Origin of the sequence: Pedobacter psychrophilus (assembly GCF_001652725.1) — a bacterium.
GTDB classification, from domain to species: domain Bacteria; phylum Bacteroidota; class Bacteroidia; order Sphingobacteriales; family Sphingobacteriaceae; genus Pseudopedobacter; species Pseudopedobacter psychrophilus.
Genome location: NZ_LWHJ01000030.1, coordinates 303,938 through 330,457, shown reverse-complemented (window position 1 = coordinate 330,457; position 26,520 = coordinate 303,938). Strand labels below are relative to the sequence as shown.

General features: G+C 31.9%; 26 protein-coding genes. 14 read left to right on the top strand and 12 right to left on the bottom strand.

Annotated features, from left to right (window positions below; translation table 11 throughout):
- Positions 1-103 precede the first annotated feature (103 nt).
- Positions 104-703: a thioredoxin family protein gene (locus A5893_RS15235; protein WP_068823433.1), complete on the bottom strand. Its 600-nt coding sequence runs from the start codon at positions 701-703 to the stop codon at positions 104-106.
- A gap of 95 nt (positions 704-798) precedes the next feature.
- On the opposite strand from A5893_RS15235, the gene A5893_RS15230 reads away from it, so the two are divergent.
- Positions 799-3,267, top strand: coding sequence for a TonB-dependent receptor domain-containing protein (locus tag A5893_RS15230; RefSeq protein WP_068823432.1), 2,469 nt, complete (start codon positions 799-801; stop codon positions 3,265-3,267).
- A 63-nt stretch (positions 3,268-3,330) separates the two neighbouring features.
- Positions 3,331-5,742 carry an outer membrane beta-barrel protein gene (locus tag A5893_RS15225; RefSeq protein ID WP_157687577.1) on the top strand — a complete coding sequence of 804 codons (2,412 nt, stop codon included), beginning with the start codon at positions 3,331-3,333 and terminating at the stop codon, positions 5,740-5,742.
- Positions 5,743-5,952: 210 nt separating this feature from the next.
- On the opposite strand, the gene A5893_RS15220 is transcribed toward A5893_RS15225, so the two are convergent.
- Positions 5,953-6,873, bottom strand: a complete 921-nt coding sequence (locus A5893_RS15220; RefSeq protein ID WP_068823430.1) for a PorP/SprF family type IX secretion system membrane protein — start codon at positions 6,871-6,873, stop codon at positions 5,953-5,955.
- Positions 6,874-7,246: 373 nt separating this feature from the next.
- Between A5893_RS15220 and A5893_RS15215 the strand changes: the two genes are divergently transcribed.
- From A5893_RS15215 to aat, 3 genes are all read left to right on the top strand, one after another.
- The gene (locus A5893_RS15215) at positions 7,247-8,152 is read left to right on the top strand and encodes a TIGR01777 family oxidoreductase (protein ID WP_068823429.1); all 906 of its coding nucleotides are present in this window, start codon (positions 7,247-7,249) and stop codon (positions 8,150-8,152) included.
- Complete coding sequence (locus tag A5893_RS15210) at positions 8,145-9,452, top strand: cryptochrome/photolyase family protein (protein ID WP_068823428.1); 1,308 nt, start codon at positions 8,145-8,147, stop codon at positions 9,450-9,452. The genes A5893_RS15215 and A5893_RS15210 overlap by 8 nt, the downstream gene beginning before the upstream one ends.
- Positions 9,453-9,584: 132 nt before the next feature.
- On the top strand, positions 9,585-10,214 hold the full coding sequence (gene aat / locus A5893_RS15205; protein ID WP_068823427.1) for a leucyl/phenylalanyl-tRNA--protein transferase: 630 nt from the start codon (positions 9,585-9,587) through the stop codon (positions 10,212-10,214).
- A gap of 28 nt (positions 10,215-10,242) precedes the next feature.
- On the opposite strand, the gene A5893_RS15200 is transcribed toward aat, so the two are convergent.
- Positions 10,243-10,908 (bottom strand): hypothetical protein, encoded by a 666-nt coding sequence (locus tag A5893_RS15200; RefSeq protein ID WP_068823426.1) that lies wholly within the window; start codon positions 10,906-10,908, stop codon positions 10,243-10,245.
- Positions 10,909-10,940: 32 nt separating this feature from the next.
- On the opposite strand from A5893_RS15200, the gene A5893_RS15195 reads away from it, so the two are divergent.
- Positions 10,941-11,783: a Cif family virulence factor gene (locus tag A5893_RS15195; protein ID WP_068823425.1), complete on the top strand. Its 843-nt coding sequence runs from the start codon at positions 10,941-10,943 to the stop codon at positions 11,781-11,783.
- Positions 11,784-11,829: 46 nt separating this feature from the next.
- The gene (locus A5893_RS15190; RefSeq protein ID WP_068823424.1) at positions 11,830-12,153 is read left to right on the top strand and encodes a phosphoribosylpyrophosphate synthetase; all 324 of its coding nucleotides are present in this window, start codon (positions 11,830-11,832) and stop codon (positions 12,151-12,153) included.
- Here A5893_RS15190 and A5893_RS15185 read toward each other — a convergent pair.
- Genes A5893_RS15185 through A5893_RS15175 form a run of 3 tightly spaced genes read right to left on the bottom strand, consistent with a single transcriptional unit; the run spans position 12,145 to position 15,339 of the window.
- A complete protein-coding gene (locus A5893_RS15185; RefSeq protein WP_068823423.1) occupies positions 12,145-13,107 on the bottom strand; it encodes an AAA family ATPase in 963 nt (320 codons plus the stop codon). The genes A5893_RS15190 and A5893_RS15185 overlap by 9 nt on opposite strands.
- Before the next feature lie 7 nt (positions 13,108-13,114).
- Entirely contained in the window at positions 13,115-14,482 is a 1,368-nt protein-coding gene (locus A5893_RS15180) for a peptidylprolyl isomerase (RefSeq protein ID WP_068823422.1), read from the bottom strand.
- Positions 14,479-15,339 carry a hypothetical protein gene (locus A5893_RS15175; protein ID WP_068823421.1) on the bottom strand — a complete coding sequence of 287 codons (861 nt, stop codon included), beginning with the start codon at positions 15,337-15,339 and terminating at the stop codon, positions 14,479-14,481. The genes A5893_RS15180 and A5893_RS15175 overlap by 4 nt, the downstream gene beginning before the upstream one ends.
- Before the next feature lie 81 nt (positions 15,340-15,420).
- Here A5893_RS15175 and A5893_RS15170 point away from each other — a divergent pair, with 81 nt between their 5' ends.
- From A5893_RS15170 to A5893_RS15160, 3 genes are all read left to right on the top strand, one after another.
- Positions 15,421-16,044, top strand: coding sequence for a hypothetical protein (locus tag A5893_RS15170; RefSeq protein WP_068823420.1), 624 nt, complete (start codon positions 15,421-15,423; stop codon positions 16,042-16,044).
- 2 nt (positions 16,045-16,046) lie between these two features.
- Positions 16,047-16,625 (top strand): RdgB/HAM1 family non-canonical purine NTP pyrophosphatase, encoded by a 579-nt coding sequence (gene rdgB, locus A5893_RS15165; RefSeq protein WP_068823419.1) that lies wholly within the window; start codon positions 16,047-16,049, stop codon positions 16,623-16,625.
- Positions 16,626-16,871: 246 nt separating this feature from the next.
- Complete coding sequence (locus A5893_RS15160) at positions 16,872-17,642, top strand: SDR family NAD(P)-dependent oxidoreductase (RefSeq protein WP_068823418.1); 771 nt, start codon at positions 16,872-16,874, stop codon at positions 17,640-17,642.
- Positions 17,643-17,679: 37 nt separating this feature from the next.
- On the opposite strand, the gene A5893_RS15155 is transcribed toward A5893_RS15160, so the two are convergent.
- Genes A5893_RS15155 through miaE form a run of 3 tightly spaced genes read right to left on the bottom strand, consistent with a single transcriptional unit; the run spans position 17,680 to position 19,654 of the window.
- Positions 17,680-18,804, bottom strand: a complete 1,125-nt coding sequence (locus tag A5893_RS15155; protein WP_068823417.1) for an adenylate/guanylate cyclase domain-containing protein — start codon at positions 18,802-18,804, stop codon at positions 17,680-17,682.
- A gap of 51 nt (positions 18,805-18,855) precedes the next feature.
- A complete protein-coding gene (locus A5893_RS15150; protein ID WP_157687576.1) occupies positions 18,856-19,074 on the bottom strand; it encodes a hypothetical protein in 219 nt (72 codons plus the stop codon).
- The gene (miaE, locus tag A5893_RS15145; protein ID WP_198342341.1) at positions 19,046-19,654 is read right to left on the bottom strand and encodes a tRNA-(ms[2]io[6]A)-hydroxylase; all 609 of its coding nucleotides are present in this window, start codon (positions 19,652-19,654) and stop codon (positions 19,046-19,048) included. Before miaE ends, A5893_RS15150 begins: the two co-directional genes overlap by 29 nt.
- A 409-nt stretch (positions 19,655-20,063) precedes the next feature.
- Here miaE and rlmD point away from each other — a divergent pair, with 409 nt between their 5' ends.
- Both rlmD and A5893_RS15135 read left to right on the top strand, forming a co-directional pair.
- Positions 20,064-21,461: a 23S rRNA (uracil(1939)-C(5))-methyltransferase RlmD gene (gene rlmD / locus A5893_RS15140; protein WP_198342340.1), complete on the top strand. Its 1,398-nt coding sequence runs from the start codon at positions 20,064-20,066 to the stop codon at positions 21,459-21,461.
- On the top strand, positions 21,458-21,844 hold the full coding sequence (locus A5893_RS15135) for a hypothetical protein (protein ID WP_068823414.1): 387 nt from the start codon (positions 21,458-21,460) through the stop codon (positions 21,842-21,844). The genes rlmD and A5893_RS15135 overlap by 4 nt, the downstream gene beginning before the upstream one ends.
- Positions 21,845-22,012: 168 nt before the next feature.
- Here A5893_RS15135 and A5893_RS15130 read toward each other — a convergent pair whose 3' ends face one another.
- The gene (locus A5893_RS15130) at positions 22,013-22,489 is read right to left on the bottom strand and encodes a hypothetical protein (RefSeq protein WP_068823413.1); all 477 of its coding nucleotides are present in this window, start codon (positions 22,487-22,489) and stop codon (positions 22,013-22,015) included.
- 190 nt (positions 22,490-22,679) lie between these two features.
- On the opposite strand from A5893_RS15130, the gene A5893_RS15120 reads away from it, so the two are divergent.
- Complete coding sequence (locus tag A5893_RS15120; RefSeq protein ID WP_068823411.1) at positions 22,680-23,651, top strand: NAD(P)H-quinone oxidoreductase; 972 nt, start codon at positions 22,680-22,682, stop codon at positions 23,649-23,651.
- Between the two features lie 103 nt (positions 23,652-23,754).
- Here the strand turns inward: A5893_RS15120 and A5893_RS15115 are convergent, their stop codons facing one another.
- Both A5893_RS15115 and gap read right to left on the bottom strand, forming a co-directional pair.
- Positions 23,755-24,189 (bottom strand): GNAT family N-acetyltransferase, encoded by a 435-nt coding sequence (locus A5893_RS15115; protein ID WP_068823410.1) that lies wholly within the window; start codon positions 24,187-24,189, stop codon positions 23,755-23,757.
- Complete coding sequence (gap, locus tag A5893_RS15110; RefSeq protein ID WP_068823455.1) at positions 24,182-25,195, bottom strand: type I glyceraldehyde-3-phosphate dehydrogenase; 1,014 nt, start codon at positions 25,193-25,195, stop codon at positions 24,182-24,184. Before gap ends, A5893_RS15115 begins: the two co-directional genes overlap by 8 nt.
- A gap of 111 nt (positions 25,196-25,306) precedes the next feature.
- On the opposite strand from gap, the gene A5893_RS15105 reads away from it, so the two are divergent.
- Positions 25,307-26,356: a DUF2157 domain-containing protein gene (locus A5893_RS15105; protein ID WP_068823409.1), complete on the top strand. Its 1,050-nt coding sequence runs from the start codon at positions 25,307-25,309 to the stop codon at positions 26,354-26,356.
- The last annotated feature ends 164 nt before the right edge of the window (positions 26,357-26,520 follow it).

Sequence of the window (26,520 nt, the reverse complement as noted above, 5' to 3'; positions counted from 1 at the left end):
ACGTACTTCGATTGAACATTTTTGCAAAGTTCAAGTTTTGTTCTTCGATTGAATTTTATTGCTAATAATCCGCCACTACGCCAATACCTAAACCGTTATTTTATCACTCCAACCCACTCAAAATCTCTAAAAAATCTTTTTGTGTGGATTGTGTTTTGTCTTTCGCGTACCAGGCATGCACTTTTTCTATTCTATCGTCTTTAGTCATCTGCACATCTTTTAACCATTCTGCAACTAAAACTTTTAAATCTTTTGGGCGTGATCCCCAGGAATTAACCTCTTTTAATTCCTGATTTAAAATTATCACAATCGGGATTGACCTGCTGCCATTAGTAAGATGACCCTCCATAATTTCTAAATTTTGGTCTCTTAAAATAAACCTAACAGAAATTTTACCATCAGATAATTCTGCTATTTTATTGATGACGGGCGTTGTTTGTGAAGCGTCTCCACACCAACCTTCGGTAATGATTAAAAAAGTATAATGTTGCTTTATCTGATTTAATCTTTCAACTATTTCAGTATTGATTTGAGCTGTTTTATCCAGTCTTTTCATACGCTGAACGTTTAATCGGGTATAATTGATCAGCTCAGTGGTAACCTCATTTCCGGTTGTTTTATGTTCTAAAAGTTGAGAGTCAATAAATTCTCTATAGTGTTTATAATCAAATCCTTTTTGGATTAATTGAGAGTCATAATTCATGTTTATCTGTAATAAAGTGGTTACTATGCTGTAATATATAAAACAGCGTACCAAATTTGCGGTTAACAAACCAAATTATAAGAATTAAATTAATCATGAAGAATATTTTACTAACCTTTTTACTGTCATTATTTTATATTAGTTCCTTTGCCCAAGAAATTACGGTTAAAGGAAAAGTTGTTGATGGTAAAAATGGATCGGCAATTGGTTTTGCTACTGTTAGTTTATTGGATTTAGAAAGTAAACCTGTAAAAGGCGGACAGACAGATTTAAATGGGAATTTTGCTTTTACTAAAGTTGATGAAGGTGGCTATATCTTAAAAATAAGTTTTGTGGGATATGCACCTCTTTCGAAAAGTATTGTCATTACCAAAGAACCAACAAGTTTTAATCTTGGAAACCTCAAATTAGAAAAGGGAGAAGGTGCGCTGTTAAATGAAGTTGTAGTTACTGGTAAAAAGAATATTATTGAGCTTGGTATAGATAGAAAAGTTTTTAATACCGATCAAAGTATTGTTAGTCAAGGTGGTTCTGCAACAGATTTGTTAGCAACTGTACCTTCTGTACAGGTAGATTTAGATGGTAATATTAGCTTAAGAGGAACCAGTAATGTTAGGGTTTTAATAGATGGTAAGCCATCAACTTTTGGAGGTGGAAATATTACTGCTATACTGCAATCTTTACCAGCTAGTTCAATAGAAAGAGTAGAATTAATTACTAATCCATCCTCAAAATATGATGCAGAAGGACAATCCGGTATTATCAATATCGTTTTAAAGAAAAACCAAAAAATAGGTTTAAATGGAAGTATTGCAATCACAGCAGGCAGGTTTGATAATTTTAATGGAAATGGAAGCTTAAATTATAGAGACCAAAAATGGAATCTTTCTGGTAATTATAGCTATAGAACTGGAGATAGGCCTGGTTCTGGAATTACGAATACCACATTTCTTAATCCACAAACTAATGTTGCACCTTTTTCTTACGCTAGTCAATTATCAAACAGAAGCGGACAAAACAACACCTTTAAAGTGGGTGCAGAGCGATATTTTTCAGAAAAAACCTCAGTTGCATTATCAGGTAATTTTTCTTTTGGTAATGATTTAGACCGAGATGATTTAAGCCAACAGTTTTTAAATGCCAATAATACTTTATTGGATTATGGTACAGGATTAAATTCCGAAAAGCAAATAGAAAATGGTTATGACCTTAACTTAGATTTCTCTCATAAATTTAAAAAACCAAAAGAGGAAATTACAGGTAATTTTTCTTACGGAAATAGCAGTGAAGATGAAAATGCCAGAATTGTGCAAGACTTTTTTAGCAGCAATGGCGCTATCTCTCAAAATAGAATATCATCAAATAGACGAAATGATGTTACCAATGGAACAAATAGTTATAATCTTCAATTAGATTACACGCTTCCGTTAAAAAATGAAAGCAAATTAGAAGCTGGTTATAGAACCACTTTAAGATATGATGATGAGAATCAATATTCTGATACCTTAATTACCAATACCAATAATTACAATAAGGATAACACGCAAAGCAACCTTTTTGAATTAGATGATGTAGTACATGCTGTTTATGCGAATTATCAAAATCAGCTCACTAAAAACTTTGGTTTTCAGTTTGGGTTACGTACTGAACAAGCCTATTTAAACACTAAAATAACTGGCTTAGATGCCAATGGGCAATCTTTAATTACTCCAAGTAAATTAGATTATTTACGAGTTTACCCAAGTATTTTCTTAACTCAAAAATTTAAAGGAGATAATCAACTTCAATTAAGTTATTCAAGAAGGGTAAACAGACCAAGAGGCTATCAAACTAATCCTTTCCCAGACAGATCTGACCGTTATAATATCAGGATTGGTAATCCAAATCTTAGACCAGAAGACATCCATTCTTTTGAGTTTAGCTATGCTAAATTTTGGCCTGCTGTTACATTTACTTCTTCTTTATATTACAGACAAGTTAATGATGTAGTACAAAGCTTAAGAGACAATAATCCGGACGAATTAGGTGGAACTATTTCAAGATATTACAATCTATCTAAGAATCAATCTGTTGGTTTAGAGTTGATAAGCAGGGCAGATATTTCTAAAAAATTAAACGTTACCGGAAATTTGAATTTTTTCCAAACTTATTTTAAAGGACAAGCAAATTTAGGTATTAATGATAATTCTGGTTTTAGTTATAACGGTAATTTAACTACCAATTATAATTTTTCTAAAACTTTATCAACGCAAGTCAGTGCTTTTTATACTGCTCCACGTATTTTGGCACAAGGTACATTTAAGGAAATATTAAGTGTAGATGCTGGTTTAAAATTAGATGTTTTAAAAAATAAAGCAAGTATTTCTGCCAACATAAGAGATATTCTTAATGGTAGAAAATATGGTTTTACAACTGATAATGGTGTTTTTTTACAAGATTGGGAAAGAAGAAGACAGGGTAGAATATATAGTTTAACATTTAGTTACCGTTTTGGGCAAAGCAATTTTGATAGTAAAAAGCAACCTAAAAAAACTACCCAACCAGAAGATGATATGGGGTTTTAAACCTATTATGTTTTTTTAAGTCTTAAAGCATTCTTTAAGACTTTTTTATTAATATTGTTTGCTTTGATCAAACCCATTACCTACCTAAAACATGTTGTTTTTGTAATACTGATATGCAGTGTAAAAACAACTATTGCACAAATTAATCCTGGAAGTTTAAGCGGGAAAGTTGTTGATTTATCTAATAAAGAATCCATACCTTTTGTTAATATTTTTCTTTATGGCGGTGCCGATAGTACAACCGCAAAACCGTTTCAGACGGATGTAAATGGAAATTTTTCTATTAAAAACTTAAGTTTATCTACTTACACTATCAAATTTTCTTTTGTTGGTTACCAAACTAAAACCATCTCTAAAATTTTATTAGAAGACACAAGATATACAATTAATTTAGGCGATGTTGCATTAGACACAGATAGCAAAATGCTAAATGAGGTGGTGATAGAATATAAAAAGCCAATTATAGAAATGCAGGATGATAAGATTGTTTACAATGTAGACCAAAGCATTTTTTCTGAAGGTAGCGTTGCCACTGATATTCTAAAAAATGTTCCGTTGGTTACGGTAGATATAGATGGAAAGCCAACCATTGCAGGTAAAAGAAACACAAGAATATTTATCGATGGAAAGCCTTCAGACTATAACGCAAACAGCATTGGTGATTTATTAAGCATTTTACCATCAGATGCTTTAGAAAGTATAGAAGTAATTACAGATCCTTCTTCAAAATTTGATGCCGATGGCGATGGCATCATTAATATTGTGATGAAGAAAGGGAAAAAATTGGGCTTAACCGGTAACCTAAGTTCTAGAGGCGGCACAATGGGAAATTATAATGGAGGTGTATTTCTGTCAAAAAAGAATCCAAAATTTTCTTTCTCTGCTAATGCAGGCTTTAATCATGGCGTAAGATTTAGTGATGGAAATTCAAACAAGACAAATATTTTTACCGATACTACTTACAACAATCAGGATAATAATAGTAACAGAATATCTAATGGTTTCGATTCTCGATTTGGCGCTTCCTATCAAATAGATTCGGCTCAAAATTTAAAGTTTTCTTTAAGAGGAGGATTTAATAATGGAGATAATTTATCATTATCAAATAACCTGTTATTAAATGATAATCAGATAGGTCAAAACTTACGTCGTCAAAACAATTTTACAGATGGCAATAACCTAAATTTAGTTGCAGACATAGATTATTCGCTTTCAAAAAAAGATAAATCTCAATATTCAATTGGTTTAAACTATCAAAAAAATTCATCTAATAGTAATAGAGAATATGCTCGTTATTTATTAAATCCTGATGGCTCGCCGACTACTACAAACCCAAGTTTACAGAATAATGATAACCAGGATTTTGGAGACAATATTGAAATTAATGCAGATTACGACAAGGGTTTTAATTTTTTAAATAGCAAAATAGAAGTAGGCGTAAAAGGGTCTTTCAATTTTTCCGACCAAAATCAGGCGGCAACAACATTCGATTATACTTTAAACGATTATATCTTTAATCCTTCATTAACCAATAAGTTTAAGTTTAATCAAAACATATATGCAACTTATTTATCTTATCGTTTTAAAGTTAAAAGTTGGAGTTTTAGGTTTGGGAACAGGGCAGAAGTAACACAAGTCTCTTTTAAACAAGAAAGTGCATCAAATCTCAATATAGATCCCTATTTGAGTCTTTTCCCAAGTGCGTCAATTAATCGTTCTTTTGCAAGTAAATACAGCATAGGGCTTAGTTATGGCAGAAGGGTTGCTCGCCCACGTGAAAATGCTTTAAACCCAATCATTGATAATTCTGACCCCCAAAATTTAAAATACGGAAATCCAAACTTAATCCCTTCATTCACTGATCAATACAGCTTAAATTTAAGCATGTTTACCGATAAATGGTCAATCTCCCCAAGGTTTAGTTACTCATTATCAAATAAAATTATCGAGAGAATCAAGACTGTAAGCTCAGACGCCACTTCTATAACTACCTATCAAAATTTAGCAAATAGTTCGGCATTAACCTTTAATATGTTTGGAAATTATAACGCAAATAAAAAGCAAACATTTAATGCTGGTTTTTCTATCAGTAAAATAGGCTACAGTTCCGCATTAAATACAAGATTTAATAGAGATGGTTATAGCATCAGATCTAATGTCGGCATCAATTTTTCCCTAAAAAAATCAGCAGCATTCGAGGCTAATTTAAATTATTTTAGAAATACAGCAGCTCAAGGCACCTCTAACGGATCAATAGAAACTCAATTTGGCTTTAAACAAAATCTTCTTAAAAATAAAATAGGTTTAAGGCTAACCGCAGTAGATCCGTTTACTCAAAAAAATATTACTAGCATTACAGAAGGTCCAAACTTTTATCAAGAAAGCTATTCGGTACAACAAACAAGAAATTTCTTGGTGTCCTTAAGCTATCGTTTTACAAAAATTGATAAGGGAGCTAGCAGTAAAAAGAAATAAAATATATGGGCATTCCCCGCAAAAAAGAGCGGGTCGGGCTTTTCACTATATCTTTTTTTTCAATTTGCTAAAAAGCAAAGAAAAAAAAGGATGCCGCTTCAATCCCTAATGCAAAACCTATAATAGTCTTAACATATAAATCACAAAAAAAATCTGTGTAGCCAATAATGCAAATCTGTGGAATCTCCATAATCTGTGAAATCTTATAAACTAAAAATAACATGCGGTATGGTCTCTTCCTCTTACAGGCAACCTAAACTGTAAAGAAATCTCATGTGATCCTTTTTGTACTTTTGATAAGGCAGTATTTGTAAAATCGTAAGAATAACCAAGCTGTAAATCTGGAGTGATAAACATAGAAGCAACTGCATCAAAAGAATCTAAACTACGATAAGAAGCACCAAGCCAAAATTTCTCGTTCAGTAAAAAACTAGCATTCAAATCAAATTGTATAGGCGATCCATTTACATATTTAACCAAAAAATTAGGTTTAAACTTAATCCCTTCGCTCATTTGTAAAAGATAGCCAGCTTGCAAAAGATAATGCGGACGGTAAGCGGTGTTTGCCGCAGCCGTAGTTAATGAGGTGATATCCTTATAAAAAAAATGTGGCGAAGATATGCCAATATAATATTTATCAGAAAAAAGCATCGCTCCAAAACCCAAATTAATCCTCATGCTATTTTGATCTTCAAAAACCGGGTCAGAGGATGAAGCTGGACTAAATTTATAATTACTAGAATATTGCGCCCCAAAACTACTAGAACCAACATTAACTCCTACTGCTAAATAAGAATCGATTCCAATGGGTACTCTTTGCGAAACACTTAAATCTCCTCCTGTTTCTCTTATCACTTCCCCAATCTGATCATTAACTAAAATGGCTCCAATAAAAGTGTTGCTTTCGCCGATTGGTGTATGGACAGAAATCGTTTGTGTATTAGGCGCACCTTTAAATCCCACCCATTGATGCCTGCTTAATGCAGTAATTGTTAAAGATTCATCAAGGCAAGAGTAAGCAGGATTTATAGCTAAGGTATTAAACATGTATTGCGTATACATAGCCTTTTGCTGTGCATTACATGCTAAAATTCCTAAGAAAATGAAAATGTATGTGAAAACACATTTCATAAATATCCCTAATTAAATAATAAGACCATACAGGTGTAAAGAGTGTTGTGTATTTTTACGCGGAACAGCAATTAAAGTTACAGGAACAAAAGATTTGACTAAAATTAAATACCTAATAATCAGTTGGTTATAATTGGTTTAAATTATTGTTTTATTAGAAATAAATAATCTTATATGGCTCGTAATTTTCATTTAAGTTAATAACAAAATTTTAAATTTTATACAAAATACTAATGGCTTGGAAATTGACTAAAATTTTTATCACATCTATCAGATTGCTCATTTATCTAAATGTGATTTTATTACCAATATAATTTTAGAAAAATAAAAAAATTGCCAAACTAAAATTTATTCATACGGTTAAATTTAAATAATGAAAAAGAAAGTTTTAATAACTGGTGCAAGTGGAACTGTTGGACAAGCATTAACAGATTTGTTAATCAATAAAGGACATGAGGTTGTTCATATTAGCCGTTCGGAAAAATTTAATGCTAAAGTTAAAACCTATAAATGGGACCTTCAAAAGAAAAAAATTGATTCAAATTGTTTGGATGGGGTAGATACAATTGTTCATTTAGCCGGTGCAGGAATTGCCGATAAAAGGTGGACAAAAGAAAGAAAAGAAATATTAATTAAAAGTCGAACAGAAAGTATCAAATTAATTTGTGACTTGATGAAGAATAAGAAAAATCAAGTAAAAGAAATAATTTCAGCTTCAGCAGCAGGTTATTATAGTGATAGAGGAAACGATTTATTGACAGAAACAGATTTACCTTCAAATGATTTTCTAGGAAATTGCTGCATTTTATGGGAAAATGCAGTTGATGAAGGAAAAACCTCTGATTTACGTATTGTGAAATTTAGAACTGGAGTTATTTTAGATAAAGATAGTGGAGCACTTGAAAAAATTGCTGCACCAATAAAATTAGGTTTTGGTGCTTCACTTGGAAATGGTAATCAGTGGATTTCCTGGATTCATTTAGATGATGTTGCAGAAATGTATTTGTCAGGAATTGAAAACGAAAATTTAAATGGAGCATACAATATGAGTTCTCCATACCCAATAACAAATGCATCATTAACAAAAAGCATTGCTCAGCAATTAAAAAAACCACTTTGGTTACCTAATGTACCTGCTTTTGCACTCAAATTAGCGTTGGGAGAAATGAGCGCTGTTGTATTGGGAAGCACTAAAATGGATACAAAAAAAATTGAAGAAACTGGTTTTAGATTCAAGTTTCCAGAAATAAAATCAGCATTAAAAGATATTTATGCTTAAAGAGGAGATTGCTATTTTTTGGTTTAGAAGAGACCTTCGTTTAACTGATAATGCTGGCTTATATCATGCTTTAAAAAGTGGTCTTAAAGTATTACCGATTTTTATTTTCGATAAAGAAATATTAGATAAGTTAGAAGATAAAGATGATGCCCGCATTACTTTTATCAATAAAGAAATTGAAAAACTTAAAACTCAAATTGAAAAACTAAATTCTTCCCTACTTATAAAATACGGCAAACCTGATCATGTTTGGGCAACCATAATGTCTGAATATAATGTTAAAGCTGTATATACCAATCATGATTATGAGCCTTATGCTGTAGAACGCGATAATAATTTAAGCGCTAACTTTTCTAAAAAGGGCATTAATTTTTTCACTTATAAAGACCAAGTCATTTTTGAAAAATCTGAAATTGTAAAAGATGATGGCAATCCTTATGTAGTTTTTACTCCATACAAAAGAAAATGGTTGGCTAAACTTAGCAGTTTTTATATTAAACCCTATCCTACAAAAAAATATTTTAAGAATTTTATTGATATAAAACCTTTTGATATACCAAGTTTAGAATTAATGGGTTTTGAAAAAAGCAATCAGCATTTTCCAGATCAAGAATTTAAGGATGTATTAAATGATTATGGTGTTGATAGAGATTTTCCTGCAAAAGATGCAACATCAAGGATAAGTGTTCACTTAAGATTTGGAACCGTTAGTATCCGTGATTTAGTTAAAGTTGCACAAGAAAAAAATAGTGATGTTTGGTTAAGTGAATTAATTTGGAGAGATTTCTATTTCTCTATCTTATTCCATTTTCCATATTCTGCAACCGCTTCTTTCAGAAAAGAATACGATCAAATTAATTGGAGAAATAACGAGGAAGAATTTAAAGCTTGGTGTGAAGGAAAAACTGGGTATCCAATAGTAGATGCTGGCATGAGGCAATTAAATGAATCTGGTTTTATGCATAACAGGATAAGAATGGTTGTTGCCAGTTTTTTAACAAAGCATTTATTAATTGATTGGCGTTGGGGCGAGCGTTATTTTGCTAGAAAATTATTAGATTATGAATTGTCTAGCAATGTTGGTGGCTGGCAATGGGCCGCGGGCTCAGGAGTTGATGCAGCTCCCTATTTTAGAATTTTCAATCCTTACGAACAAGTTAAAAAGTTTGATAAAGATTATAAATATATTAAAAAGTGGGTGCCAGAATATGCCGATCCATTTAGTTACCCTAAACCTATTGTAGACCATAAACTTGCAAGAGAAAGGTGTTTGGAAACTTATAAAAAAGCTTTAAAATAAAAAAGACTCCCAAATGAGGAAGCCTTTTTAAACCAAAACTAAAATCCATTAAACCAATTTATTTTTGTAATCGCTTACAGTTTTAAGACGGCATCAAATCTTAAAGGTTTAATTTAATTTTAAAAATTTATAATGATTTTTAGGTTGACCAAAGATCTTGTTTTCCCAGACCCTAACTTAGCTGATGAGGATGGTCTATTAGCCATTGATGGCGATCTTAGTCCAGAAAGGTTAATCTTAGCTTATCAAAATGGAATATTCCCTTGGTTTAATGAAGATTCTCCTATTCTGTGGTACAGCCCAAAAGAACGTTTTGTGCTGTTTCCATCAGAAATAAAAATTAGCAAAAGTATGCGCCAGCTTATAAATGCTAAAAAGTTTAATATTACTCATAATAAAGCTTTTAAAGAAGTTATTATGGCTTGCGCCGATTTTAAAAGAATAAATCAGGATGGAACATGGATAACGAAAGAAATGCAGCAAGCTTATATCAAATTAAATGATTTGGGTTTTGCTCATTCTATTGAAGTTTGGGAAGGTAAAGATTTAATAGGCGGACTTTATGGCGTTTTAATTAATCAAGTTTTTTGTGGCGAATCTATGTTTTCTAAAAAGAGTAACACTTCTAAACTTGCGTTAATAGGGCTTTGCGAAAATGCAAACATCAAGTTAATTGATTGCCAAATACAATCCGACCATTTAGAAACATTGGGAGCAAAAATGATAGAGAGAGAGCTATTTACAAATTATTTAAAGCCATAAAATTAAATCAACTTTATGGCTTTAAATTCTATTTTGAAGTATAATAAAAATCAAAAACTTTAGCTAGGTCCTCATCATTTTTGTAGTCTATATTTGAAGATTTGATAAATTCGTTTATTTGTTCGCTTTTATCACTGAAAAGTGTAAGAATCTCTTTTTTAGAGGGTTTAAACTTTTCCATTTTACCATTTCTAAAAATATAATATGTAATAATATCAACAAATTTTTTCTCAGTAGTAGAAGAGTTATAAGGCTTCGATTCTGAAATGTACTTTTTGTTTTTCATTAATAAACTAGCAATAGTCCCATCATAAATTAATTTATAATAGCTTAAAGTGGTAAGATTATCTATTGGAGGAAAACCGTTCTTATATACTTCTTTGTTATCTAGTTCAGAATTATCTAGTTCAAAAGATCTTAATGATTCTAAAAAAGTCATTGATTCACCTTTAGCAGATTTAAAGTACAAAACATCTTCAAAAAGATCATATTTTAAAGCTCGGTTAGTATAAATCTTTCCATCCTCTGTAGTTATAGATCCATTAGTCCAATTATCATACAAATAAGGAGTACCAGTAAAATTTGTAAAATCTTTAGACATTACCGGCTTACCATTTATATCTTTTACATACTGAGCTTTGAGGTTTAATGCTATAAAAGAAATAAACAACAAAGTAATGCTAAACTTTTTCATAAGTTATTTTAATTTTGAGTAACGTAAAAATAATGAAAAAAATACTCTGCTCTACACTCTTTATATTTATTTATTGCAATTCAATAGCACAAAAAAATGATGGCACTGTATCATCGTTAATAAAAACGGAAAAAAATTTAAACGAATTTCTTTCTGAAGAAGGTTTATCTAAGGCTTTTTTAAAGTATACTTCTGATAAAGGCGTTGTTTTTAGACCAAATGCGATAAACATTAAAGAATACTATCATAATAACCCTTCTGAGATAAAAAATTTATCATGGGAGCCAGAATTTGCTATGATTTCTAAAGATGGAGATCTTGGATTCACATCAGGCTTATATACATTAAATAAGGAAGAGCCTTCTTACGGACATTATTTATCAATTTGGAAATCAAAAAATCAAAAAAAGTGGGAGCTCGTATTGGATGCTGATATCGAACATAAAAAGCCTTTATCAAATCCGAAAACCCAGTTCTTAGATCCAACAGATTATAAATATTCAAAACTTATTGGGCCAAAAAAGATTAAGATGAGGGAAGATATAGTTTTTAGTACTGATTTATTATTAAGCAAAGCTTTGGATAAATCAGGAAATAAAAACTTAAGTGATTTTTACTCACCAAACGTTAGGCTTTATTTTCCAGGTCAGATACCCGTAACTGGAAAATCAAATGTTTTAAATTTTATTTATGGTATGGGTAAGCCACTTATTTGTTTCCCTAACTTTGTAGATAGAGCGTTTAGTGGAGATTTGGCTTATACAAACGGAAAAGCTAGCATTGGCATTAATAAGTACAATTATATTCGCATTTGGCAAAAAGATATTGAAAGTAAATGGAATATTATTTTAGATATGTATGTGTTTGAGGAATAAATTTGAGGTACGAAATTTGTTTTAATACCTAAATAAAAAACATATCATGAAACTTAATCCTCAAGACAGAAATTACGATACGCTTTCTGAAGCGATGAATGATTTGAAAAAACGTGGCTATACTTACGAATTTGATTTTAAAGAGAATAATATTTATAGCAATAGTGATGATAAAGAATTCTCATCTAATGAGTTAAAAATTGTAGAAGTGCATCGCTTTGAAGGAATGAGTAATCCTGATGATAACACAATTTTGTATGCAATTTATTGCGCAGATGGTTCTAAAGGAGTTTTAGTTGATGCTTATGGAATGTATGCAGATCCTGAAAAAACAAAATTTATGGCAGATGTAGAAATTGTATCAGAATAAATCTGATATAATTTTTTCTGTATTAATACCTTCGGCTTCTGCCTTATAATTTCTAACAATCCTATGTCTTAAAACTGGTTTAGCAACTGCCTGTACATCTTCAATATCTGGAGAATATTTTCCACTTATTGCAGCATGGCATTTGGCACCTATTACCAAATATTGAGAAGCCCTTGGCCCTGCCCCCCATGATAAATATTTGTTTACCGCTTCTGTAGAGTAATGGGAATTTGGCCTTGTTTTAGCCACCATTTTAACTGCATATTCTAAAACTTGGTCAGCTACTGGCATTTTTCTTATCAATTGCTGAAAGTAAGCAATTTGCTGAGCTGTCAAAATCCTTTTTAAGTCTGCTACTTTATTTCCTGTAGTATTCTTTACAATATTTACCTCTTCTTCAAAAGAAGGATAATCTAAAAACACGTTAAACATGAAACGATCTAACTGAGCTTCTGGAAGTGGATATGTTCCTTCTTGTTCTATAGGATTTTGTGTAGCTAAAACAAAAAAAGGATTTGGTAAAGCATGTGTAACTCCAGCCGCAGTAACACATTTCTCTTGCATTGCTTCCAATAAAGCTGCTTGTGTTTTAGGCGGCGTCCGGTTTATTTCATCCGCTAAAATGATGTTTGAAAAAACCGGACCTTTAATAAATTTAAAATTTCTATCATCCCCTAATATTTCGCTACCAATAATATCAGATGGCATTAAATCTGGTGTAAATTGAATTCGGTTGAATGAAAGATCTAATACATTGGCAACAGTTTGTACCAATAATGTTTTAGCCAAACCAGGCACACCAACCAAAAGACAATGCCCGTTACTGAAAATAGAAATTAAGACAGATTTTACAACATCATCTTGCCCTACAATTATTTTAGAAATTTCTTTTCTAATGGTATGGTAAGAGGCGCTTAACGCATCAATGGCTTCTACTTCAGATTTATAATCCATAAAATTTCTATTTGCTTGCGGTATCTGGCTCGGTAATCCAATCTTTCAAAATCTCGCAGCTATAATATTCTTTATCTAGTTTTACATAAGTAGATTGTCTTCTTTTATCAAACCATTGGCTTACAGTTGCATTTATCTTATCCTCATAAGCTGCATCTTTAATTTTTGGTAAATCCTGATCTAAATTTGCTGTGTGTGGGGGTATTTTAGATTTTAGATATAAAAACCTGTACCCAGTTTTTCCCCTTGCGTCTGTAAATAAAGCTGGAGTTGAATATGCTCCAACTTTCATGGTATCAATAGTTAAGAATACTTTTGGATCTAACTGATCAGTAGGAATAAATGTAGTACGGGAATTTACGTTTTGCCCATTCAGCATCATTCCTCCATTATATTTACTTTCTTTATCATCAGAATAAAGAGAAGCTGCAGCAGAAAAATCCATTTTACTAGCCTTAACCTTTTCGTAAACTGAGTCGATCTTTATTTTAATTCTATCTAAAGCGGCTGTTGTATTTTCCGGAATAATTAAAATATGCCTTGCCCTAACTTGTTCGCCCCTTCTTTCAGTTACTTCTAAAAAGTGAAAACCAAATTCAGTTTCAAAAACGGGAGATATTTCTCCAGGTTTCAATTTAAAAGCCCAAGAAGTAAATTCTTTAGCCATGGTCTGTCTATCAAAAAAACCTAAATCTCCACCTTCTTTTGCAGATCCGGGATCTTGAGAATATAATCTTGCTAAAGTCGAAAAGCTTTCTCCTCCTTTAATCCTTAATCTTAAAGCCTCTGCTTTATCTTTATAAAACTCCTTTTCTTTTTTATTTAATTCTGGATAGGTAATAATCTCCCCTACTTCTACCTCAGTATTAAATTGTGGTAAAGAATCTTTAGGGAACTTATCAAAATATCTTTGAACTTCTAAAGGTGTTACTTCAACTTTTTCGGTAATTTTTGCTTGCATTTTTTGTGCAACCAGTATTTCTTGAATATCTGCTCTTATTTCGTCCTTATATTGTATTACAGATCTCCCTAAAAATTCCTCTAACTTTTCTTGTCCCCCAGCCCTGGATACCATCACCCTCATTCTTCTATTCACTTCATTATCTATATCATCTTCCGTAACGGTAATAGAATCTAAAACCGCTTGCTGAGTTAATAATTTTTGACTCAGCATATTTTGCAAAAACAAGCATTTTGTATTCTCATCTTCCTTATTACCTTGTTGTAGATATTGGGCATATTGCTGGTCTACTTCAGACTTTAGAATGATATTATCTCCCACAACCGCCACTACTTTTTCCACAACTTTATCTTGTGCATAAATAGTCGTCAAACCAAAAAAGGACAGCAACATTAAAATCGAAACTCTTTTCATTTATGATATATTTCTAATTCGTTATTTTTTTGAGCTTCGTTAAAAATGCTCTTTTCCATTTGATTAATCAAAGTCAATTTTCTTTGATTAATGATTAAATTTTTAATGTTTTGCTTTTCAAAAGCCAAAGGCGATAAACTGTCTTTAAACTTTGAATCTCGCAAAATTAGGAGATATAATGTATTATTCTCAGAAATCTCAAAAATACGGTTTAAATTTTCATAATTATTTTCTCCAATTTTAGATATAGGTAAAATCTGAGCCAATTCCTCAGTATAGTGCCAGGTGGTATCCATCAAAGAAAAATTAGTAGAATATTTAAAACAATATTTTTCTAATAAGTCAAAATCCCTTAAATCTTTAGATGTAAAAAGCTTTTTAACCATTGCAATTTTTGGGGCCTTTTGAGATAATTTAATGTAAGAAACTTTTAAAATTGGCTTTTTAAGCTGAAAGTTTTCCTTATTAATTTCATAAAATGATGCGATTTCTTTTTCATTAACTATTGTATCTAACTTTTGTCTGATCAGTTCTTGCTCATATTGAAATCTGATTAATGATCTTTTATAAACGTCTAATTGATCTTGGATAGTTTTATCATTTGGCTTAACATTTTCTTCTGCTTGATGTTGGATGGCTTGTTCATGTAACCATTGATCTATAAACCCCCAAACAATAGAAACACTATCACTTCCATGTGTATTTTGAGGGACTACACCATCTAAATCTTTTGAATAAAGATAATTATCAAATGCTTTAGCAATAGGTTTATCCTGAGGCTTAGAAAAATAATTACAAGAAATTACCGTGAAAGAGCAAACAAAAACGGCAATAGATATCCTAATTATGCGCATCATCAATCCAACGAAAGTAAAGCCTTTTTAGCGTAAATATGAATGCTTTAACTTTTTTTAACAAAAAATAAACAACTTTGTAATATGGATAATTTGCAAACAAATAATTTGATTGCTCTAAGCTTACTAATAAATGAAGACGTTTATTTATTAGATCATGATCGTTTAACAGTTATTGATGATGCTGATAATGAAACTCAGCTAATAGAAAATTTAAAAGAAGAAATACTGGTTGTTAAAGAACCATCTGAAAAATATAATCCCAAATCAGAAGAAACTATAGCGCCTATTTTATCTAATACGTTAATAAAAGATGAAGTAGTAAAACTAGATTATAAATACCTTGGAGACAATAACAAATACGTTCTCATTATTGTGAATGAACCAAATTTTGATTTTTTAAATAAGAAGGACTTAACTTTTTTGACAAAAATTTTAGGAGCTAAGAAATTAGAAATTAACGATGTTGCCATTATTAATCTAGCCAAATATCCTTCTTTAGATTTTAATGATTTGAAATCGTTTTTTGGTTTTAGCAAGTTGATAACTTTTGGGATAAACCCGAAAATATTAAAGGTTGATGGAAGTGTACCCAATAAAAAATTTATGTTTAAAGATATTGCTATTTTAGGTACTTGGGATTTATATAAATTAGATGAGGATGTTAAAAAGAAAACCACCTTTTGGAACGAATTAAAAACATTTTAAGAATGGAAAACAAATTGGTTTTTGCCACTAACAATGCTCATAAATTAGAAGAAGTCCAAGCCAAAGTTGGAAATATTTTTAAAATAGTAAGTCTAGCTGAAATTAATTGCAATGAAGATATTGCAGAAACTGGTTTAACCTTACAAGAAAACGCCAGTATAAAAAGTCAATACATCAATAAAAATTACAATTTAAATTGCTTTGCTGATGATACTGGTTTAGAAATAAAAGCTTTAAATAATGAACCTGGTGTTTTTTCTGCAAGATACTCTGGATCAAGAGATTTTAAACACAACATGGATTTAGTTTTGCTTAAAATGAGAGATATAACTGATAGAGCAGCTAGATTTAGAACGGTGGTTTCTTTAATAATTGATGACAAAGAAATTTTATTTGAGGGAATTGTCAACGGAAAAATAAGAGAAACTCCATCTGGCAATGATGGCTTTGGCTACGATCCAATTTTTGAACCTGATGGTTATGATATCACTTTTGCGGAAATGAGTTTGGAAGACAAGAACAGGATTAGCCATCGTGGTTTGGCTATGGAAAAGTTAATTGGTTTTTTGAAAGGAATTTAAGTGTCTCTCGCAGAATTTTAATAATTAACGTAGAATTGACAGTTTCTATTTTAGATTTTAATTCTTTTACTTCCCATAATATAGGTGCGTTAGGGATTGAAGAGGATACCGGTCTGTGAATAAGGCCTTGTGTCGTATGAACGTAAAGCCCGCTCGAACGCCCAAATTACATTCCCATTTTTAAATAAATATTCGTTTGCTAATTTCCATTTGGTAATGTTATTGCTAAACCAATATTAAAAAACTATGGAAAGGTTTAAGAATAAAAATATATTAATTACTGGCAGCACATCTGGTATTGGACAAGCTTGCGCAGAGCGTTTTGCGAAAGAAGGTGCAAATATCATTTTAAATGGGAGGCATTTTGAGGATGATGAGAAGCAACTCATCAAAAAAATTGAGGCTTACGGTAATAAAGTGAAATTTGTGCAGGGCGATTTAAGCAAGGGAATGGATTCTTTGGCTATTTTACAACAAGCAATTGATGCTTTTGGAGGGTTGGATATTTTGGTAAATAATGCCGGTGTAGAAAGAAGTGCAGATTTTTGGGATGTTACAGAAGAGGATTATGATTTAGTGATGCATACCAATTTAAAGGGTGTATTTTTCGGGACTCAAACTTTTGTGAAATATTGTCAAAAAGAAAATAAACCAGGCATTATTATCAATATGAGCTCAGTTCATGAAGAAATTATTTTCCCTCATTTTTCTGCCTATTGTGCCAGTAAAGGTGCTTTGAAAATGCTAATGAGAAATTTAGCGACAGAGTTAGCTCCGTTAAATATTAGAATTAATAATGTTGCTCCCGGAGCTATTTCTACGCCAATCAATCAAAAAATGATGGCTGATAAAGAAAAAATGAAGGGTTTATTAGAAAACATTCCAATGAAAAGAATGGGTACTTCTGATGAGGTTGCTGGATTAGTTGCGTTTTTAGCAAGTGATGATGCGAGTTATATTACAGGAAGTACTTATTTTATTGATGGGGGTTTAACTTATCATTACGAAGAGCAATAAACATTTATAACGATTTTCTGAATTAAGGAAGTGGTTTTTATGAAGTCTCTTGCAATACTTTATAAATACCAACCTCCTGCTTTCTACCTTTTAAAGGAACTAATCCTTGAGAAATAAACTCGTAAGATTTAGTGTTTTCTAAAATACTTTTTAAATCTTCAGAAATTATTAAATCGGCGTCTAATTCATTACATTTTGCTTGAATTCTAGCCGTAACATTTAGTGTATCTCCATGAAAAGCAATTTCTCTTTTTACGTCTCCAACTTCTACTGCGGTAACTTTACCAATATGCATCCCCGCTTTAAATTGAGGCAAAACGCCATGTTTTTTTAAATATTTTGGCTTTTTTTCAACAAAATAATTGTAACAGGCAAAATAGAAATCTATAGTGATTAAAGGGTTTTTTAAATGATTAGTTGGCCAACTCAAAACTACTTCATCGCCAACATATTGATATATTTCTGCTCCGTATTTAACGGAAATATAGTTGATGTGTAAGAAACAATCCCTTATCAATTTGCTGTATTTTACGTGTCCCAGTTTTTCTGCATGTGTTGTGGAAGATTTTAAATCGAGAAAAATAAAAATCCTTTCTTCTTCTTTTGGATTGGCATATCTGCCCATTAAAAGCGGAATTAAAACACCAGGACCAAATTTTGTGTTTACCTGTATTAAGAAACTAATCATGATGCTCATAAAAAACACATAGATCATGGTCAGTTTAAAATAATCGTCCCAAGCTTCTTCGGGTAAATTAAACGATGTATTTAAAAAATATAAATGGTATAAAAAACGCTCCCATATTATTTCTTTAACAAAAAAGAACATCATTATCATTACTAAAAAATAGAAAATGCTCTTTACTAAAATTAATGCTCCTGTAGATTTTCCCTTGAACAATTTTCGGTAAAAAAAGAAATCTAAAAAACCTAATGAAGCTCCGTAAAGCAAGCCCATTGCAAACGAGATTACAATAATTGGTTTTATGGAGCTTGGAATAGCAACCTGATAGATTTTTCCAAACCCGTTTGCCGCATAATGAAGAATGAGGCTCAGAAACAAAAAAGCAATAATCCAAAAAGTAGTTTGAATTAGTATTGCGCTAATTAGCGGATGTTGAAAGGCGTATTTTCTAGCGTTTGCTGTATAATTGATTTTCATTGGGTTTCAACCCAAATTTGCATTAATAAATTTTATTATACAATTTAAATTTTATGCAAGCAATCTTGTAATCAGAATTAAAACTAGTAATACAATCAGTAGAAATATATATGCTAAAGGTTTGGCAAAGTTTAAGGTATAACCAAATTTAGGATTGCGCATTGGCACAATTAAATCTTCATCATCGGCATCAAAGAAGAAAAAACTATTCTTATACTTAGAAAGATCTTTTTTTGGAGAATTATCCATGGATGGTTTCTGCCTTTCCATAACTTTTAATCACTTTGCCTTCATAATCCAACCATTCTTGCCAACGTTTTTCAACATCAATTCCCTCACCGTATTTACGGGCCAAACCAATAAACATGGTATAATGTGTGGCTTCAGAAATCATCAATTCATGATAAAATTCTGAAAGCTCCTGATCTTCTACATATTCTGAAAGCACTTTAAAACGCTCACAACTTCTTGCTTCAATCATAGCTGCTAACAGCAAACGATCAACCATACTTTCCGTTCTTTTTGCTTCTCCCCCACCACGTTTTAAAAACTTGATCAACTCGTTAACATAATTATCCTTCCGCTCTAAACCCAAAGTAAAACCTCGCTTTAAAATCAAATCATGTACTCGTTTAAAGTGATCCATCTCTTCTTTTGCAAGTTCGGCCATTTCTTGCACCAACTCAGAAATATTAGGATTTTGAATGATTAAAGTAATTGCATTTGTAGCCGCTTTTTGTTCACAATAAGCATGATCTGTCAAAATTTCTTCAATGTTACTTTCAACTACATTTTTAACCCAGGTAGGGTCAGTAGGCAATTGTAGCTTAAACATGGTTTTCTCGCTCATGCTGCAAAAATAAGAAATTTATAAAGGCTTAAAGCGAAATGCTAAAAGCGAAAAGTCATATTACGATAAACTTCAATATACCAATTTGGTTTTTGGTATAAAAAATGCTTAAATTTATCAAAAACATATATATCATGAGAAAAGAACTACAAGATTTCTCTTTAATGATTGATGAGCAATTTGATTTATTTGAAAAACCACAAGGATTTTGGGGATTTATATTCAGTTTTTTCATTTAAAAAACATCAATAAAATTTAACATTACTTTCTTAGATTAGGATGAGTAGATAAATATGCTCAATTTCAAATAACTTAATTAATCTTTCACCAATAATCTAATTCTACAAAACCTTCCTCTTAAAACCTTAAATCCTTTTTACTAAATTTGCCGCTCAATAAAAATCCAGTTTTGAGAGAGCAAAAAATTTTATCAGCATTAAGCGTATTTGATATAGCAGAAGAAGGAAAAGGTGTGGCCAGAGCCGATGATTTGGTAGTATTTATAGAGAAAGCTATTCCCGGCGATGTTGTAGACGCTGCAGTTTATAAAAAGAAAAAGAGTTTCGCACAAGCCAAAATTGCTCAATTAATTACGCCTTCTCCTGATAGAGTTGATGCTTTTTGCGAGCATTTTGGTGTATGTGGTGGTTGCAAATGGCAACACATGAATTATCCAACGCAATTAAAATATAAACAGAAATCAGTTTTAGATGCTTTACAGCGATTAGCAGGTTTAGAAACCTCTCATGCAGAAGAAATTTTACCTTCTGCCCAAGATCGTTATTACCGAAATAAACTTGAATATACTTTTTCTAACAAACGCTGGTTAACTGATTTAGACGGCGAGATAACAGACGAAAAAGAAATGAATGCTTTAGGTTTTCATGTACCACTCCGTTTTGATAAAATTTTAGAGATTAACCATTGCTATTTACAGGCTGATCCTTCTAACGATTTAAGAAATAAAATCTCGGCTTTTGCCAAAGAAAAGGATATTTCATTTTACGATTTAAGAGCCCATGAAGGCGCTTTAAGAAACTTGGTAATTCGTACTTCTTCTACCGGCGAATTGATGGTTATCGTGATTTTTGCTTATCCAGAAGAAGGTCAGGTAAATTTGATGATGGAGTTTGTAAAAAATCAATTCCCACAAATCACATCGCTTTTATACATTATCAATCAAAAAAAGAACGATACTTTTTTTGACCAGGAAGTATTACTTTTTAGCGGACGCGAGTTTATTTACGAAGAAATGGAAGGTTTAAAATTCCGTATCGGGCCAAAATCTTTTTACCAAACCAACTCGCTTCAAGCTTACGAACTCTATAAAATCACTCGTGATTTTGCCGATTTAACAGGTAACGAATTAGTTTACGATTTATATACCGGAACAGGCACTATCGCTAATTTTGTAGCGAAAAAAGCCAGGAAAGTTATCGGTGTGGAATATGTTCCGGATGCTATTGAAGATGCAAAAATCAATTCGCAGATCAACGGAATTGATAATACAGTTTTTTACGCTGGTGATATGAAAGACATTTTAAACAATGATTTCATCAACCAAAATGGCAAACCAGATGTAGTAATTACAGATCCGCCAAGAGCTGGGATGCACCCTGATGTGGTGGAGCGTTTGATGGAGTTAAAAGCAGAAAAAATTGTTTACGTAAGTTGCAACGCCGCCACCCAAGCCCGTGATTTAATCCGTTTAAAAGAAAAGTATGATTTAGTGCGCATAAAACCTGTCGATATGTTTCCCCATACGCAACACGTTGAAAACGTGGTACTTTTAAAAATAAAGAAATGAATCCAGAAGAATTATTAGGACAAAACGAAGGTGAAGCACCAAAGGAAAGTCCGCTAATTAGTTTAAAAAAAGACTTAGAATTTTATAAGGATACTTTGCGTGAAGTTGCCGTGGACATTATGGTAGAAGGACTTTCTGCCTATCCAATTTTTGTCGCCCATCAACATGAAGTGGCTTTGGGCGAAATGATTTTAGATAGTAAAGAACTAGGCACTAATTGGAGTATCCAAGCTTCTACGCTTGAAGAGTTTGTAGAAAAAAGTATCATCCAACACAGCAAAAGAGAAATGTTTATCCAAAGCTTTAAACCTGCCGACGATTTTATGTGCGTATTTGCGATAGTGCCAGAAGGCGCAAATTTTATTTACTACCCTTATAAGTAATATGATTTGGGCGTTTCCCCGCCAAAAAAAGTGGGGTCGGGCTATCCACTATATCTTTTTTTGCCATTTGCTTTATGGCGATAGCAAAAAAGGATGCCGTTTTTATCCCTAACGCAACTGTAAACTTCTTTACATTTGATGTTAGAGTAAAGCCCTTTATCTATTCATTTATCTTACATCTTCAACAATAAGTTGATATTTCAGATCATTAGATTTTTTTTGCTGAAAAAATTTAGAGTTTTCGTAAATATAAACCGGCATCATAGAAATTTCTAATGGCTTCTCTATATGAACCATTTTCCAATCAATTAGATTATTGTAATTCTCTGATAAGATGATTGGTCTTATAGAATTGTTGCTATCTATATTTTTGAAATCAAGATTTAAATTTTTATTACTAAAATCAGAGAAAACGTCGTGATTTTTATTGAAATCGAAATTAGATTTTAATGTATCTATTATAAAACCATCACCATGCTTCTGCATCACTAATTTCTTTTTATTTAGAGCATTATATAAATTGATTCTGGAATGTATAGCTGTACTGTCTTTTGTTTCGTTATTATTCTGAGCATTTGATTTTTTATTTAAACCAATTAATAAAAAAATCAAGATACAACTGATGAAAGGCAACTTTTTTTTCATGATAAACTTTTTGGTTAATCAAATTTAACTAAAATAATTTTGTAATATGGATAAAGCATTGATAATGAAGTTGAATCTAAGGGTCTTTGAGATTTGAATTATAAAGGCATAAAAAGATTTACTCAAAACCTTTGTGAAACTGTTGGCATCATTTTGCGGCTTATTTACGTTGTAAACAACTATATCTATAATGAAAGCAATCATCATCACCAAACCCGGCGGGTCAGAAGTTTTAAACTTCGAAGAAAAACCAACTCCTATTCCAAATAAAAATGAGGTTTTAATCAGCATAAAAGCGGCTGGTTTAAACCGCTCCGATGTAGCACAACGTAAAGGGAAATATCCTGCACCAAAAGATGCTCCGCAAGATATCCTAGGTTTAGAGGTTTCTGGAATTATTGAAGCTTGTGGCGAAGACGTTAAAAGATGGAAAAAAGGAGATAAAGTTGTTGCTTTATTAAGCGGTGGTGGCTATGCCCAATTTGTAACCGTTGATGCCGGCAGCTGTTTACCAATTCCCAAAAACCTAAGCTTTGTAGAAGCGGCTTCTTTACCAGAAACAGTTTTTACAGTGTGGAATAATATTTTTCAAAGAGGAGCTTTAAAATCGGGGGAAAACTTTTTGGTTCATGGTGGCAGCAGTGGAATTGGTATTACAGCGATTCAGATTGCTAAAGCACTTGGTGCAAAAGTTTTTGCAACCGCAGGATCAGACGAAAAATGTGAAGCCTGTAAAAATTTAGGAGCAGATATTTGTATCAATTATAAGGATGAAAACTTTGAGGATATTTTGAAAAATGAAGGTGTTGATGTGATTTTAGACATGATTGGTGGCGATTATGTAGAAAAAAATATCAATATCTTAAATCCTGATGGAAGGATGGTTTTCATTAATGCCATGAAAGGAAATCCTAAAGAACTAAATATCATGAAAATGATGCAAAAACGAATTATGATTACCGGCAGCACTTTACGCAGCAGAGATCTTGATTTTAAATCTGCTTTAGCCAAGGAAGTAGAAAAACATGTTTGGCCTTTAGTAGAACAAGGAAAATTTAAACCAATTATTCATCAAGTTTTTCCATTGAAAGAAGCTGGAAAAGCCCAAGAATTAATGGAAAGTAGTGAGCATATTGGCAAAATTATTCTGAGTAATGAGTAATTTGATGGTTCGTGAGGACACGAACCATGGTGGTGGAATAATATTGTAATATAATCATTTGAGACTTACGAAGTTTTAAAAAATCTTAAGCCTAGTTAGCAGATTAAAATATCTTCAAATACATCACTTTGTGTTTCCCAATTCCTGGGATTTCAAAAAAATCGCTCACTAACTCAAAACCTAAACTTTGGTAAAATTTAACGGCTTTTTCCCTTGCGTTACACCATAAATAATTGATTTTTTGCCCTCGTAAATAAACTATTGCAAAATTGACCAACTTGTTTCCAATTCCTTTTCCTTGATATTTTGATGCTGTTGCCATTCCTCTCAATTGAAAAGCTTCACCATCAAATTTTTCATATCGTTGACTATGAAAAGAGGCTACGCAAACCAATTCATCGCCTTCAAAATATCCTAAATGAAAAGTACTTTCAGTATCATCATTTAAGAAAATACATTCTTCTAACTTTAACTTTCCTTCTCGCAAAATTTCATTTCGCAAGGGTAAAACCTGCTCTGTTGTTATAAATTTAATCATGCTTGTTAAAATCAATAGCTAATTTTTCTATTAAATCGGCTAAACGGCTAGCATAACCAAATTCGTTATCATACCAGCCAACTACTTTTACTAATCCGCCAACAATAGAAGTCAATTGTGCATCAAAAATGCAAGAATGTGGATTGTCAATAATATCAACGGAAACAATTGGGTCTTCTGTGTATTCCAAAATATTTTTCATTTCTACCTCGGCGGCAGCCTTAAAAGCATTATTTATCTCTCCAACTGTTGTTTGTTTTTTTAAAACACAGGTAAAATCCGTTAATGATCCATTTAAAACCGGAACACGAATCCCGGCACCGCCTAAATGACCCTCTAAATGAGGAAAAATACTGGTAATAGCTTTCGCTGCTCCTGTAGATGTTGGGATTATTGAAGACGAGGCAGCTCTAGCCCGTCGCAAATCTCTATGTGGTGCATCATGTAAATTTTGATCGCCCGTCATGGAATGAACTGTGGTAATATAACCTTCTTTAATTTGCCAGTTTTCATCCAAAATCTTGACCATTGCAGCAACGTTATTTGTGGTACAAGATGCATTTGAAAGAATTGGACTATTCCAATCAATCATATGATCATTTACTCCTAAAACTACTGTTGGTATATTTTTATCCGGAGAAGGAGCTGATAGCAAAACTTTTTTAGCGCCTGCTTCTATATGTTTTTGAGCAAGTTGGGTTGTTAAAAACTTACCCGTAGCTTCTATAACTAGATCAACTTTTAGGTTTTTCCAAGGAATATCGATTGGATTTTTTTCTGCAGAAACCTGTATCTTTTTTCCATTTATAATTAGATGGTTTTCATCAAAACTAATCTTTCCTTTAAAATTTCCATGAACAGAATCGTATTTTAATAAATGGGCAAGCGTTGCGGTATCTGTTAAATCGTTAATGGCAACAACTTCATAATTATCCAAATTTCTTTGGATTAAAACCCTCATCAAAGTCCTTCCTATCCTGCCAAAACCATTAATTCCTATCTTCATTAAAGTTATTTTTGCGCAATTTACCAAAATTGAAAGAATTATATTTTTATGATTCATCATCTTTACACTAAGTAAAATTGAAATCCATAAAATTTATTTAATTTGCTTCTGATGAATATCAACCAGGAAAAAGCTGAATTTTTAGATGAAATGATTGATACTTGGCAACAAGATCAACTTATATCAGCTGATAAAGCCGCCGAGCTAAAAAACAGTTATTCAGTAAAGTCTTTTGATTGGCAAAAACTAGCTCAATATTCTATTTATGTGGCTTTGGCTTGCGGTGTTTTTGCATTAGGCTCTTTGCTTTTGGATAAAAAAATGACGCTCCTTCTAGAAAAATTGTACTATACTCCTAATATAGTGATCAGTTTATTGTCTTTTGGTGCAGCTGCTTATTTTTTATTTATCGGTAATAAAAGAAGAAAAACGAAATCTAAGCAGGTTTTTAGTAATGAGGCTTTATTATTTAGTGGAGTGATGTTTATTGCTAATGGCTTAGCTTATTTTGGCAAAACAGTGAATAAAGATATTGAAAATTATGCGCTGATATTTTTAATGGCTGTCCCCATTTATGGATTTTTGGGTTATTATTTTAAATCTAAACTGATTTGGGCTTTTGCATTACTTTCTTTAGGAGCTTGGTTTGGAACGCAAACTAGCTATTTAGGAAAAAGTAATTTTTATTTTTTAGGGATGAATTATCCTTTAAGATTTGTGGTTTTTGGATTTCTACTCACCGCATGTTCTTTTGTTTTTAAAAGGATAAATAAATTGAATTTTCTTTTCCAATCCACTTATTTTATAGGTTTAGTTTATACTTTTTCGGCTTTGTGGTTACTCTCAATTTTCGGAAATTATGCCTCGATAGATCAATGGTATAGTGTGAGTCAATTAAATTTGTTCTTTTGGGCCGGATTATCTTTATTTATTTGTGGTTTAACTTTCTTTTTAGGGTTTAAATTTAAGGATGAAATGGCCAGGGAATTTGGAGCAACTTTTCTAATCATCAATCTGTATAGTAGGTTTTTCGAATATTTTTGGGAAAGTTGGCATAAAGCGATGTTCTTTAGCGTTTTGGCCCTTTCGTTTTGGCTCATCGGCCGAAAGGCTGAAAAAATTTGGAACTTGGAGTTTTTGAAAAAAGAAGACTCAAAGTGAATTTTTATTACCAGATTAATTACCTAAGTGATAAAAATTTAAGCCCGCAGATTACGCTGATTTTTGCAGATTTTTTAAATTTAACATTAAGAAGTTAAGGTACATTTAGATGATTACAGCTTTTCTTAATGCCTTAATGGTAATGAAATATTAATCAATCAATT